Raw genomic sequence first — 13,889 nt, forward strand, 5'->3', positions numbered from 1 at the left:
ATTGAAATGTGCAACGATTGTGGAAAATGCAATGTGCCTTTTGACAATGAGGGAGAATGCTGAATGACAACACAATATAGATAAATAAAAAGGGATGGTGTTATGCGCGAGAGAGTCACTCGCTTTAGTAATTGATTGGCATGCTTTCGGAGTTAACAATGTAGTAGTTTAAGTTTTTCACAGCACAACATTGTGTCCTGATGACTGATTATTTTAGGCTGAAAGCAGGTCGATTTGTGGAGTTTGTGCAACTAGGAAATCGCCCATCAATATGAGCGACTTCACCTGATTAGTGTTTAAATCGATTATCTATTCTTGAGGTGTGCCTTTGAAACCTCGATAGGTTCCATGATCGCTGGGGCCATCCAACTGAAAATAGAAGAAATTATCATGCACGCTCATAATGTATAGATCTAATCCCCCTTCAGGGTTTGCATAACGGTATTGCCAAGTTTTTCCAAAATCGGTAGACATTTCAAATCTCGATTCTATATGGCGATATAAGTCACCACTGTGGCTTTGAACTAATCGATTTGTGTTATCCCAATTTAAAGCGTCCCAGGTTATGCCAGCATCTTGCGTTTCAAAAAAGCCATAAGCACTGCCTACAATGATATTCTTATAATCGTCAGGGTTTATATAAGCCGTGGATACCCCACTCACAGGCAGGCCTGTACTTCTATTTTCGAAACTTTTTCCATTATCATAAGAGATCAAGAAGGCTTCATTTGATTGGTCTGATTTAGTCAAAAATAAGATATTGTCATTGCTTTTTGGAAATACAATTCGACTATAAGGTATGTAATCGGACTGATTGACTGTTTGCCAAGTTTTTCCGAAATCATCACTTTTATTTAAGGTGTGATCATTATAATTAATGGACCACATGGTTTTTCGGTCAAAGAAGTATTTTATGCTGAGACTATCGAGTTCTACCTGCGAACTTTGATCAAAAGATTTTCCATAATCAAATGAGTGGATGAATGTATATTTTCTTTGCTTAACATTTAATGATCTAATAATTAGGTGTCCAGGTATACTTGACGTAATAACCCGGTGCATATAGTCACTATCATCGAATAATTCATCTTGATATATCAGCTCCCAAGTGTCGCCTGCATCATTTGAGCGCATGAGCTGTGTTTTTTCACCTATAAACTGAGGATGAGAGAATGAATAAAGGATGCTAGGGTCTACATCGCGTATAATATTATCAAACTTAAGCTTTTTTATTGGTGTTGGAAGTGGTTCAACTTCTAACTTTATACTTTTTATCGTTGTTAAGCCCTGATTATCTTTTGCAGTTAGCTCAAGTTCTAGTACTTCAATTTCTGGTAAATGAGGAGCCTGGAATGTAATGCTGTTATTTTCTTGTACTGTTCATTTAATCTCCTTTCCAGCGACTTGCTTCCAATCTACAGAACTAATTTGTTGATCATCAGTAATAGTTGCAGAGATTATAACAGATTGTTCCCCCATAACTTTACTTGGTGATTCAAACACGATGTTTGGTGCACTGTTGATTTGTTTTTTAGGTGTTTGAGTTGCACTGTTAGAACTATCATTCCCTCCGCCTCCACAACCGGTTAATAATAGTGCAGACAATGTAAGTAGTGCACAATTTTGCTTGAGAGCGCTTGCCATTTTATCTTCCTTTTATTAGTTCCAATTATCAAAGTTAATATATATTGGTTGTTAAATTATTGATGGTCTTATTTTGATTTTTATATATTTTTAAAATGGTTATTTCTCTCCATTTATAGGAGGTTATTCTTTAATTAATAGCTAATTATATTCTTAATCTGGTCGGCTCCCCTAAAAATTGGGGAAGTGATAGATTTATAGGTTGCTTTACCTCTTAGGTTTGATTACTATGCGCTTGTTTAATTAACCATCAACTAACTGTAGAGGAGTAAAAATCATGACATTGACATCATTATCCTTTGCAGGTCTTGTCCGCTAAGTAGCAAAAAGTTATCTCATAATCCTTTTTTCAAGGTCATGGCTTTTTGGTAAAGCTACGCCCCGGTCAACTGACCTGCCAATACGTTTTTCGTTTTAAATCCTATTTAAAGGTATTGGTACTATGGGCAAATCCGTCCAAAAGATCACTGAAAACGTTAGCCTTATTGCATCCAAAGAAACTTGGATCGAGGGGCTAGCCGTACAGCAACTGATTAAAACATCAGAATTAACAGGCATGCAGCGCGTTGCGGGTATGCCAGATTTGCACCCTGGCAGAGGCTATCCGATAGGTGCCGCATTTTTTACAGCCAGCACACTCTACCCAGCATTGGTGGGCAATGATATTGGTTGTGGTATGTCATTGTGGCAAACCTCGGCGAAAGTATCCAAAGTCAATCTGGATAAAATGGCAAAGAAGTTCGAGCACGTAGAATGCCCATTAGATGATAGTTGGGCAGACTATGTGGCAGCTCGAAAGCATGACAAAGGGATCATCAATAATGGGTTTGACCATGCGCTGGGCACCATTGGTGGTGGCAATCACTTTGCTGAGTTTCAAGCCATAGATGAAATTTACAGCCAATCGGCGCTAAATGAGCTTGGGCTCAATAAACAGCACTTGCAGCTACTCGTGCACTCAGGTTCTCGGGGGCTGGGTCAATCGATATTGGTTAATCACGTTGCGACTCACAATCACGATGGGATAACGGTGACTCATGCAGCTGAGCAACATAGCGACTTTGAAGATTACATTCAAAAGCACGATGAAGCCGTTCGCTGGGCTGAATTAAATCGCGAGTTAATCGCACAGCGATTTTTACAGGCAATCCGTGCTACAGGGAACTGTGCACTGGATGTAAATCACAACCTTGTATCGCCGAAAAATATAGCGGGAGTGCAAGGTTGGTTGCACCGAAAAGGTGCCACACCCAGTGATCAAGGTTATGTGGTCATACCGGGTTCTCGTGGTGATTATAGCTATCTCGTTAAACCGCTTGAGGGATCAGAAGAAAAACAGATCACGAGCCTATATTCATTGCCACATGGTGCAGGTCGAAAATGGAAACGCGGCGAGTGTCATGGCCGATTGAGTCACAAGTATAAACGTGCAGATCTGTATCGTACTTCACTGGGCAGTCGAGTTATATGTGGTAACAAAGAGCTGTTGTATGACGAGGCTCCTCAGGCATATAAAAAATGTGAAACTGTGATCAGCGACATGGAGGATGCAGGGTTAATCGAGGTTGTGGCTAGGTTAAGACCCGTTTTAACCTTTAAGACCAATGGGAGTTGTTCATCATGATATTACTGCAATTATCATCAGGACAAGGCCCAATAGAATGCTGTAAAGCCATTGGTCTAGCACTGCGCGCAATAGAAAAAGAATGTCAGTTAAATGGGGTCGCTCTGACCATCGTCGATACTGTACCTGCACAGCAAAAAGGCTGTTTTAAGTCGGCTTTGGTCCAGCTAGAGTCACCCAATCAAGCTTGTGCAAAGCAGTTGGCGTGCGCTTGGCAAGGCGCCATGTTATGGGTGTGTCAAAGCCAATATCGGCCTAAACACAAGCGTAAAAATTGGTTTTTCAGCGGGCAAATGTTTGAGCTTAATGAAGCACAATTTAATCGCAATGTGACATTTCAAACTTGTCGTGCATCAGGGGCTGGCGGCCAGCATGTGAATAAGACAAATTCGGCAGTCCGTGCAGTACATAAAGAAACGGGTATTGCTGTGCGAGTAGAAAGTGAACGCAGTCAGCATGCGAATAAGCGGTTGGCGAAGGTGTTACTGTTTCAAAAATTGGAATTACACAAACAGAAGCAGATGACATTGCAAGAGCAAGCGCGTTGGCAGCAGCACATAGACCTTGAACGAGGTAACCCTGTGAAGACATTTAAAGGAGATAAGTTTGTCTTAGCCTGCTAAGTGCAAACGCTTAATTGGAATATGACAAAGTTACTTTTTATATGCAGTAGAAATCAATGGCGTAGCCCGACCGGTGAACACATTTTTAAACATCACCCTGAGGTTGTCGCACGATCTGCAGGGACCAGTCCTAATGCAAAAAAGACGGTGTCAGTCAATGATATTCAGTGGGCTGATGTGATTTTTGTGATGGAGCACAAACACAAACAACGATTGCAAACTCGGTTTACACGTCTGTTAAATTATAAAGACATCCAAGTTCTCGATATTCCTGATGAATATCAGTATATGGATGCAGAATTGGTTGAATTGATAACCTTGTCCGTTGACGATTATTTAAGTCTGTCATCACGTTGATAGCAAGCGAAAAAACGACAAGAGAAAGAGAGGATAGAGCGATGTAATTTCATCATGGCACAGCAAATTTATGATCTTATTTGGAAAAAATGAGATTGTGTGGCTGTGCCTATTTCACCGAAAGCTAGTGTAAAGCTAGTCATTTAGTTAATAATTTTGGAGAAATATGATGAGAGTAAAATACCCTCGTACCCCTCATTTACCTTGGTCATCGGGTGTCACTCGAGACGATATTCGACAAGGTTGTCTAAGCCACTTTATTGGTAAGCAGGTTATTGTCACAGAGAAAATGGATGGTGAAAATACCACGCTTTATACAGATTATATGCACGCTCGATCGATTGATGGGCGTTTTCACCCATCTCGGGCTTGGGTGAAGGCACTGCAAGCCCAAATTGGCTATCAAATTCCATCTGGGTGGCGTATTTGTGGTGAAAACCTCTATGCAAAACATGCAATCGCATATCACGCGTTGCCAAGTTACTTTTTGGCTTTTTCTGTCTGGAATGACAAGAATGAATGCTTGAGTTGGCAACAAAGCACACGCATTTTTGAGCAACTTGGACTGTGTACGCCAAAGACGTTATATACCGGAATTTGGTGTGAACACACCATTAAAAATATCGCTGTGGACACGCGTATTCAAGAAGGCTATGTGGTGAGGCTGGCAGATGAATTTCATTATGATGAATTTACGTATGCGGTTGCAAAGTGGGTGAGGCCAAATCATGTTATGACCGACACGCATTGGATGCACGAGGAAGTGATACCAAATGGGTTAATGGAGAAACAAAATGGCTAAATCGAACCTGTTAAAAAGTTGGCTAGATAGCTTAGCGCATGGGCATTCGCCAGACTTTGACGAATGTCAGTCATACTTAGCGTGTTATTTTCCACTACTCAATGAGTTTATTAACACCGAACAAGATGCACGTTGGCACGCCGAAGGGAATGTTGCTATTCATACCAATATGGTTTTAAACGAAGTGTATGATTTGCTTAGGACTGACGCTGGACATATTAAGGGTGAAAAGCGTCAAGCATTGATTTTATCTGCTCTATTACATGATATTGCCAAGCCGATAACGACACGGCGTAAAGACATCGCCGGTTTAGAGCGGGTCGTTGCGCCAAAACACGAAGACATTGGCGCGAGCTATTTGGCCCTGAGATTGATGGCGCTGCCTTTGTGTCACCGCGTCGTAATGATGATTTTGGGGTTAGTTGGTTTTCATCACATGCCCAAATTATTGGTGGTGAGAGATGGTGCATTCAATGACTATCTTCAACTTTCTCTCTGTGCAGACTTAGAACTTTTATTCTGGTTGGAAGTGGCAGACATGAATGGCCGTATTTGTGAGGATGTAGACTCACAACTCGACTTGTTAGCGCAATTTAGAATGTTTGCCGAAGAATATTGTTTATGGGGGAACTGTAATCCGGAACAGATGTATCTACAAAATATCCAAGTGAAAACCTCTGAGGCTCAGCAGCGATTTGTTGATGGGTATGCGATACAACAATTATCGCAAGGCGCCATTGTGCTGCCTGAAGAAGCGATCGCAAAAAACTACCAAGCTTGTCAGCATTATAGCCATTTTTATGTGATGTGTGGCGTAAGCGGCAGTGGCAAGTCTACATGGATTAAACAGAATTTATCTGGGGTTGAAGTTATCTCTCTCGATGAGATCAGAGCTGAGTTCAATGGCAGGCGGGGTTGTCAAAAAAATCGTGGTCAGGTATTGCAGATCGCCAAATCCCGGTTAAAAACAGCGCTTGCACAAAAGCGTGATGTTGTATGGGATGCGACCAATATTCGGCAAGATTTCAGGCGTATTTTGTATAATTTAGGTGAGCGCTATGGTGCACTTGTTACCCTGGTGGTTTTTCACCAGCCTCCCAATGTGATCTATCAAAATAACCGAGCGCGTCACCATGTCGTAGGTGATGGCGTGTTGTCTGAGCAAATAAAGAAGCTGCAATGGCCATGGCGCACAGAGGGGCACCGCATGCTATTTATTGGAGAGAGTGGCCAAGCGTTGTCGAGGTATGGCACATTTTAAACCCATTCACGGGAAGAACCCAGCGTAAATAAGCGAGCAAATTGTTATTTATTTTATTGAGAAAAAGGATATGAGCTATGGCTTCATATTCTTTTTTATACTTATAAATGATGGTTTTTTAGCCTTTTATATTAAATAATAATAGGAAGCGGCTCGCCACATATTTCTTTAATTGAGTACTCTGAGAGTGTGGATTTTAGTTTATTTTTGCAAGTCGATTAAACTAGATTGTGATACTTCCCTAATGAGTATTGATCTGAGAATGGAAATAATAAATATCGAGGTTGCGATAGGGTGGTCATCATAAGTATTGCAGATAAATAAATTCTTTTGTCTTTTTATTTTTTATTTTCTAATGTTTTTTACTTATATATTGTATTAAATATTTTATATTGGTACATTTATTGAGCAAGTTATTTTTGGATTATAAAATCAGCACTTTGAATTCCAGAGTGCTTTAACAACCATAAATGTATAAAGGAATAATATACAATGAAATTACTAAACAAAGCGTTAGGCGCCACGGTATTTGTACTTGGCATGTCTGCAAATCTAGCATCAGCAGCGCAAGTTACAATTACGGAACGAAACTATGGTGGTGGTATCATCTTTGAAGAGTTGGATGCGGTGTTAGATGACAGCCAAGGCGGTATATTTTCCATGACGGTGAGCGAAAACCACTTCACTGTGAGCGCGACAGATAGTAATGGCCGCAGATTTAGCTGTCGTATGAATGGCATAGTGACCTATGATAAACCAAATTTACTTGAAAGAGTGACCAATATTGCCTCTGCTTTTTCTGCGGGTGACAGAGTGCAAATTGAAACTCAAAAAGGCGTTTTACCGCAAACATGCCATGTCAAAAAGCTGCTCAATTTCTAAGTTAAATAGATTGTTGAACCTGCAAGCGCAGTGCTCAATCTAAATTTTTATAGGGTCAGTATGCTTTGGCCCTATCCTACACAATAAATGCCGCGTCTATTTTAATAATATTAGTGCTGTTACTCACACAAATAGAGTATTGTTTTAACCGCGTTGGTATCACTTAAAAAGCATTTGATTTGTATATAAAAGTCAGTGAATGCTCATCTTCATGCACTTGAATTGATTCGTGCCATGGTGATTTGGTACACGAAAGAGGGTGCGAGGTCCAGCAAATTCAAGTAAAGTAACTAGATCGCACTTTCGCATTTGTTTCAGTACGAAATTTGCACTTTGTAAGTCCAGCAGCCCCTAGTCGGCAGGTGGCACATATCAATACCGCTGTTTGAAGGCAATTATGAAAAAAACATTTGAATTAACTCACCCAAAGATTAAATTAGCTAGGCGTGTAGACGCTGTTAAACATGAGATTAAAAAGTACCTCAAGCGAGAGCGTAACAAAACGTTACCTGCTGGCGCGGATTTTTGGGATTTTGATTGTAAATTCGGTAATACAGAAGCTGAGGCGCAGCCTGTGCACGTATCACAGCTCAACAAACTCATCGATAAAACGCAACAAGAGAACTTGACGTCTTTTTACGTTGAAATTTTGGCGAAAGAGGGCCATAGGCAAGCACGTACTTCAGAAGATGAAGCGGATCTATAACAACGTGATCTGTCAGTGAGCGAAAGCTGGGTCGGTGATAACATCGCCCCTGTTTTATCTCGCATATTCTATTGGCTATTAGATAGAGTCGCATCCTGCAATCCAAGCAAGGCTGACTCATAACACACTATCTAATTATGCTATTTAAAGCAAAAAGTTATATCTCACCAAAGTGAAACCCCCTTCAATGTGGTCAACCTCTATTGCGCTGCGATTTTCTCCGTGGATACCACAATAACCAAAGACACATCAATACACAGTTGTACAATTTGTTACAGGAAAGAAATGGATAAGTTGCATTTTTCTTGACAGGTTAAATGTTGAGATGCTAGAAAATAAATTGAACCCAAAAAAGGAACTTACAATGAGAATAAAAAAACAATATCTTGCAGGCTTGGTTTCAACGCTTTTATCAGTGAATGCACTGGCAACAACCGATCGTGATTATGAGCATCGATGGTTGGATCCAAATGGCGACCCTATGCTTGCGTTGCAGTGGAATTTGCTTAATTCAGGAGCTCTTAATAACTCACAATCGGGTGTTGATCTAAACCTTTGGCAAACACATATTTGGGGTCATAAAGGTCAAGACGTGTTGGTCGCAGTGATCGATTCCGGTGTTGATGTGAGCCATAGTGACTTAAACTCCAGTATGGTTGATGATCCTTTGATTGATGCACTTCCAATGGGAGACTCAAATCATGGCACTATGGTCGCAGGTATTATTGCTGCAGCTCAAAATAATGTCGGTGTGAGAGGCGTTGCACCTGAGGCAACAATGGCCTCTTTTACGAATTTTGGTGGAACGTTCGAGAGTCATGCGCAATGGAAGGTGAGTCATGGCTTTGACGGTAACAACTTGGATAATTCAACAGCTGATAGGATCCGGATTTTTAACAAAAGTTATGGAATGAGTCCTGTTGTGAGTATGCCTTACACCTTTTCGAAAACGGTAAAAGATGCGCAAGGAAATGACGTCTTATTTTTTAGCCAACCAGAGCAAGAAAAAATCTACGAAACGGTATCTTTATCAACACATTTAGACCCTCGAACAGCTGTTTATGTACAAGCTGCTGGCAATGCGCATACAGCCTCTCGCGTTCATTTCTTCACTGAGAATGGCATCGCTTTTTTAGGCTATACAGTTCCCGAACAAGGTAATCATGGCTTGCCATGGACAAATAGTAATTCATTTTATACAACGTCGAACTTCTGGAATTTATCTGTTAGCGCCCTCAGTGCAGATGGTGTTCTATCAAGTTATTCTACGGTGGGTAGTAGTGTTTTCCTAACCGCACCAGGTGGAGGTGATCGAGCAACGCCAGGGCATGCGACGCCGCGGATCTCTTGTGCCTTTATTGTTGAAAATCTCGATGCGAATTTTGATTGCAATGGCTATGATGACTTTACTGTTAGAATGAATGGTACCTCGTCAGCGGCCCCCAACACGTCCGGCGCGATTGCATTGCTCTTATCTGCAGCAGAGCAGCAAAAACATGACCTGACACCTCGTGATATTCGCCACCTACTCGCACGAACGGCGACTAAGGTAGATCCAACACGAGGGGACATTGAGGTAAATGGCATCACAGGCCTTGAGGGGTGGTCAACTAATGCGGCTGGACATGAGTTTTCTCCTTATTACGGGTTTGGCCTGTTGAATGTAGATAAAGCGACTGAGCTGGTGCGACGCCATGCTATCGAAGATTTACCTTCTGAACTGGTCAAAACGCCATGGTATGGGCTAAATAATCCTGTTGATGCGCCAATCTATGATGATGCAACACGAACAACAACAGCGAGTATTAAAGTAGAGGATGATCTGTTTATTGAAGGAGTACAAATCCGTCTCAATGCAACCCATACACGTATTTCTGATTTAAAAGTTGAGCTTGAGTCGCCAAATGGGACTCGTAGTATTGTGATGTCACCTTTCAATAACTTGGTGGGCCAGAGCTTAGTGTTACCAGAGCAAGCGCCTGGCAGCACAGATGGTTATAATGATCACCTTATGCTGAGCTATAAGTTTTGGGATGAAAAGGCCAATGCGGGTAATGGGGAGTGGAAAATTCATATCACAGATATGAATAGCGAGCCATTAAACTATACCTTGCATGTCAATGGTGAAAGCGCAGCCGTGTCGGTTGCAAATGATACTCAGCCTGGATTGCTCGATAGCTGGTCAATCCGTATTCTTGGTCACAAGAACAAAGTCACCAAGAAAAAAGCGTTATGAGTTTTTCCTAAGCTAAACAGGCTACGTGTTTAGCTAAATACAAAACTGGTTCAATGGGGTCAACACTAGACCCCATTTTTCTTACCATATCTATGTAACCATGAAGTACTTTAGTCGAGTTAAGTATCATGATGTTTTGACTACTTATAATGTACGTAGAGGTGTAACTTGATGAACTTATGGAGACTGCGAAACAGGCCCCATAGTGCGCGGATACAGAATAAGAAATTAATTGGCAGCTTGTGTTTCTCTCTTCGCAGAGGTGAGCCTGCTCTCTAATCGCTCTAGCTGTTCAGCAAGGGCATTTTGGGTCATTTCAAGCTGCGCAATACTACTGCCGATTTCAAGCTGCTTTGCATCATTACCACGAGATTGAGATTTTAATTTATCTAGATCGGTGTTGATGGAAGTGAGTTGATTGTTAAGCGTTTCAGCGGCTTGTAATTGCTCCTCTAAAAGAGATAACTTAAAGACCAAATCTGTTTGGCTTTGGGCGAGTGTATCTACGCGTGCAGCGACACCTGATTGCGCATTCACCTGTTTTGTTTGATTGCTCGCAATGGCGCTGGTTTGCTCTTTTAATTTTTTAATCTCAGACTGATTACGTCGCCAAGCTGACGCCCATAGTTTATCCATTTGTGACCAAAGTTCATCAGTTCGTTCGCTTAATGCTGCTAGGTTTGCTTGCAGCGCACCTGCTGAGAGGCCCATTTCTTCTCCAGTTGCAGAGAGTGTGCGTTCCAATTCAGCGATACGTTTTGTCGATTCAATTAACTGCGCGTGTGTTGCTTGGTTTTGTTGATAGAGTCCATATGAGCAAAATGCTAACGCAATAATCGCAGCGCTGCTAACCCAAGACATAATGCTGGATTTTTTAGTTGATGCATGGTGTTGCTCAGGTTCTTGCTCTGGCAAAGGCGCTTTACTAGACGGATTGAGGGACTGTTTATAGGTTTCAACCTGATCTAAGTCGGGCGTAATACTGGGTAATTCAGGTTCAATTCTTTTATCCAACGCACTTTCCTCTTCTGAGCTTTTTATGGAGTAGGGCAGCTTACTTGAAAACGAAGTCGGATGGAATCGACAAATGATTGTGCTGAGATGTGGTGAACAAAAGTTAAGCTGAATTACATGGGGCACTATGATTTTTACTAGTATGAATTGATATGTGTTGAATAGCTGATGTTGTAGAGCGCGCACTTTTTTGTGGCCATTTATTGCAGTATTACAAGCGCTACATGAAAGCAAGTCAATTCAGCAAGGTTATTCGTTGTGTAAATGTTGGGAAGAAAACTTCTCAATATGAATTATATTAATAGCTCTATCTTGCGGTGTACCGAACAATAGAACCATACTTTTTTCTACATTTCACCTCGTATTTTATAGTTAAGGTAATGTATTAATTGCGTATTTAAATCTTCCCCTGTGGAGCGTAAACATTATACAAATGTGAATTTTTTAATAAATACGAATTTTTCAACATGACATACTGGCGAGTCATTTTCTTCCTGCTATTTTTTTGTATAAACCAGTCAAAAAATCGTAATGATAATTGATTGCACCGCCAAGGATCTACCAGGGGTTTGAGTAGAAGCTTGACTAAACGGACTCTTTTTTTACAGGCTAGGTACTATGGGGATTTCATACCACAGTTACATTGGGGCGACTGTTGATCAGTTGCCGCCACTCCCGTGTTCGACAAGCGGACACCTCTCTCTGAGCACGCCCGTTGGCAGTTGTGTTGATAAATTTGGCCGAGTTTGGTTAGCAGATACAGCGCACAATCGCGTGCTGGTATTTGATGCCAATATGGACCAGATTCTGGCAAGTTTTGGTACCGTTGGTACAGGAACGGCGCAATTTAATATGCCATTTCGGCTGGTCACCCATCCTGATAAAAATTGGATCTATGTGACGGATATTGGCAACTTTAGAGTCCATATTCTCGCCTATACAGAGTCCTTAGAGATTGAAACGGTTAAGATCTTTGGCAATGAACCCGAGGTTGCGCTGAGAGGGCCTAATGGCATTGTGGTTTACAACGGTAAACTCTGTGTGGCTGATGAGTTCTATGAAGGTCAACACAGCGAATCTCGATTGGTGATTTTCAGTGAAGATGGTCAGTATGAACGTACCATTGAACAAATTATACCAGACAATGGAGGTGAGGCTGTTCACCTATTGTGGCCTCAAGGGTTGAGTCTAGATAAAGATGGCAATATCTATATTTCGAATACCGGCTTTGCAACCGTGGTGCGCTGCGATTGGCAAGGAAAAGGGATAACGTTTAGCGCCACTGGTAAATGCTATATTGATGGTTTGGCGTTATCTCGCGGTGTGTCTGTGATCCAAAACCGCGTGTTGATCCCCGGTGGCAAGGCCAATGCGATTTCTGTATATGACTTGAATGGTCAATTTATGGGGAGCCTAGATGGCTTTTTTGCGCCGGTACAAATAACCGAATTTAACGATCCGCAAACCATGCTGATCACCGAACCATTTTTAGCATCTTTGCAAAAACATACGGTTAATTTAGCGACATTGAAAGGAGGGAAATCTCGTTCAACCAAGGTCTTAAAAGCAATTGGAGATGAGCGAGATAACCCTGGTCAGTTGCATTTTGTGACCTCAGTGGTGGGTGATGTTACGCAAACGCAATCGGGCTATTCAAGTAATGCACCCTTGCTGGAGCATTGGATCGAGCACCAACTGTCGCTGCAAGATCAGCTGCTTAAAGTGATGCAACCACCGGGTTTGCCATCGTGGTTGAGCATCGCACTGTCAGCGCAAACAGAGTGGGTACAAAGGTGGCAACAAACCATGGTGCGGGTTTTTCTTAACGATAAATTTGATGACCCAGAAGACTTACTTTGGATGATGGACTCGGGTAATTATCAATTACAAGCGACAGAAAATGGTAAAAGTGACTCAGCTAGGCCAATTAGTTTACCCATGTTGCCAGGCTCTTTAGGGATTGCGGCATTGACGCCTAAAAAACCGTTGCCTGGACAGCTAGACTATAGTGTGCCTTTGTTAGTGGTAAGCAACTACCTCAGTGGCATTGTAACCATTTTACAGTATAACGACACCTTGGGAGAACTTGTGCCATACACCGTTTTCGGTGGTCTTGGTACGGGCGATGAGCAACTCAATCAACCCCAGGGTATCGCAATCGATCCAACCAATAACGATATTTTAATTGCAGACTCAGGTAATAACCGCATTTGTCGTTGGCGACTTTCTGATACTGGCGGGCCATTCTTAGTGCATACCTTTGGGCATTTAGGTTCAGAGCATGGAGAGTTTCACACGCCATCAGATATCACCGTCGATGAACAAGGGCAGTGTTTTGTTACGGATCAAAACAACAATCGTATTGAAGTGTTTGACGGTCACGGTAAGTGGCTGCGTAGCTTTGGTAAAGAGGGGTATGGCACGGCCAGTGAAAGCTTCTTATTACCGACCAGTATTGATCATGAGAATGGCTATTTATTTGTTTCGGACTTAGTGAATCGGGCCATTAAGGTGTTTAATTGCTCGGGTGAATTTTTAGAGTCATTCAGTGGATTTGGCGCGGACAGAGAGAAAGGTCAACTGTGGCTGCCTTATTTGTTACATGTGAAAAACAATAAGGTCTATTTACCAGATTGTGCACTGAACAGAGTCAACGTGTATCAATTTAATATTTAACAAGGACTGTACATCCGCTATGGCTGGACGTGGTATGTGAACATAGCCATGTGTACAGACAATG

The 13,889-nt window shown here is 41.8% G+C and carries 12 protein-coding genes; 9 read left to right on the forward strand and 3 right to left on the reverse strand.

Going from position 1 to position 13,889, the window contains the following annotated elements; all coding sequences use genetic code 11:
• Positions 1 to 309 precede the first annotated feature (309 nt).
• Both S4054249_RS02680 and S4054249_RS02685 read right to left on the reverse strand, forming a co-directional pair.
• Complete coding sequence (locus S4054249_RS02680; protein WP_046356324.1) at positions 310 to 1,134, reverse strand: WD40/YVTN/BNR-like repeat-containing protein; 825 nt, start codon at positions 1,132 to 1,134, stop codon at positions 310 to 312.
• A 246-nt stretch (positions 1,135 to 1,380) separates the two neighbouring features.
• The gene (locus S4054249_RS02685; protein WP_046356325.1) at positions 1,381 to 1,644 is read right to left on the reverse strand and encodes a hypothetical protein; all 264 of its coding nucleotides are present in this window, start codon (positions 1,642 to 1,644) and stop codon (positions 1,381 to 1,383) included.
• A 442-nt stretch (positions 1,645 to 2,086) separates the two neighbouring features.
• Between S4054249_RS02685 and S4054249_RS02690 the strand changes: the two genes are divergently transcribed.
• The 8 genes from S4054249_RS02690 to S4054249_RS02725 all read left to right on the forward strand — a co-directional run bounded on the left by S4054249_RS02690 (position 2,087) and on the right by S4054249_RS02725 (position 10,135).
• Positions 2,087 to 3,268 carry an RNA ligase RtcB family protein gene (locus S4054249_RS02690; RefSeq protein ID WP_046356326.1) on the forward strand — a complete coding sequence of 394 codons (1,182 nt, stop codon included), beginning with the start codon at positions 2,087 to 2,089 and terminating at the stop codon, positions 3,266 to 3,268.
• Positions 3,265 to 3,891: a peptide chain release factor H gene (gene prfH / locus S4054249_RS02695; protein ID WP_046356327.1), complete on the forward strand. Its 627-nt coding sequence runs from the start codon at positions 3,265 to 3,267 to the stop codon at positions 3,889 to 3,891. Before S4054249_RS02690 ends, prfH begins: the two co-directional genes overlap by 4 nt.
• A gap of 21 nt (positions 3,892 to 3,912) precedes the next feature.
• The gene (locus S4054249_RS02700) at positions 3,913 to 4,248 is read left to right on the forward strand and encodes a low molecular weight protein tyrosine phosphatase family protein (RefSeq protein WP_046356359.1); all 336 of its coding nucleotides are present in this window, start codon (positions 3,913 to 3,915) and stop codon (positions 4,246 to 4,248) included.
• 166 nt (positions 4,249 to 4,414) lie between these two features.
• On the forward strand, positions 4,415 to 5,050 hold the full coding sequence (locus S4054249_RS02705; RefSeq protein ID WP_046356328.1) for an RNA ligase family protein: 636 nt from the start codon (positions 4,415 to 4,417) through the stop codon (positions 5,048 to 5,050).
• Positions 5,043 to 6,311, forward strand: coding sequence for an AAA family ATPase (locus tag S4054249_RS02710; RefSeq protein ID WP_046356329.1), 1,269 nt, complete (start codon positions 5,043 to 5,045; stop codon positions 6,309 to 6,311). The genes S4054249_RS02705 and S4054249_RS02710 overlap by 8 nt, the downstream gene beginning before the upstream one ends.
• A gap of 492 nt (positions 6,312 to 6,803) precedes the next feature.
• Positions 6,804 to 7,193 carry a hypothetical protein gene (locus tag S4054249_RS02715; protein ID WP_046356330.1) on the forward strand — a complete coding sequence of 130 codons (390 nt, stop codon included), beginning with the start codon at positions 6,804 to 6,806 and terminating at the stop codon, positions 7,191 to 7,193.
• A 397-nt stretch (positions 7,194 to 7,590) separates the two neighbouring features.
• Complete coding sequence (locus S4054249_RS02720) at positions 7,591 to 7,899, forward strand: DUF6172 family protein (protein WP_046356331.1); 309 nt, start codon at positions 7,591 to 7,593, stop codon at positions 7,897 to 7,899.
• Positions 7,900 to 8,263: 364 nt separating this feature from the next.
• A complete protein-coding gene (locus tag S4054249_RS02725; protein ID WP_046356332.1) occupies positions 8,264 to 10,135 on the forward strand; it encodes a S8 family serine peptidase in 1,872 nt (623 codons plus the stop codon).
• A gap of 228 nt (positions 10,136 to 10,363) precedes the next feature.
• Here the strand turns inward: S4054249_RS02725 and S4054249_RS02730 are convergent, their stop codons facing one another.
• Positions 10,364 to 11,149 carry a hypothetical protein gene (locus tag S4054249_RS02730; protein ID WP_046356333.1) on the reverse strand — a complete coding sequence of 262 codons (786 nt, stop codon included), beginning with the start codon at positions 11,147 to 11,149 and terminating at the stop codon, positions 10,364 to 10,366.
• 618 nt (positions 11,150 to 11,767) lie between these two features.
• Here S4054249_RS02730 and S4054249_RS02735 point away from each other — a divergent pair.
• Positions 11,768 to 13,825: an NHL repeat-containing protein gene (locus S4054249_RS02735; protein WP_046356334.1), complete on the forward strand. Its 2,058-nt coding sequence runs from the start codon at positions 11,768 to 11,770 to the stop codon at positions 13,823 to 13,825.
• Positions 13,826 to 13,889 lie beyond the last annotated feature (64 nt).

This window comes from Pseudoalteromonas luteoviolacea, from assembly GCF_001750165.1.
Taxonomy (GTDB): domain Bacteria; phylum Pseudomonadota; class Gammaproteobacteria; order Enterobacterales; family Alteromonadaceae; genus Pseudoalteromonas; species Pseudoalteromonas luteoviolacea_G.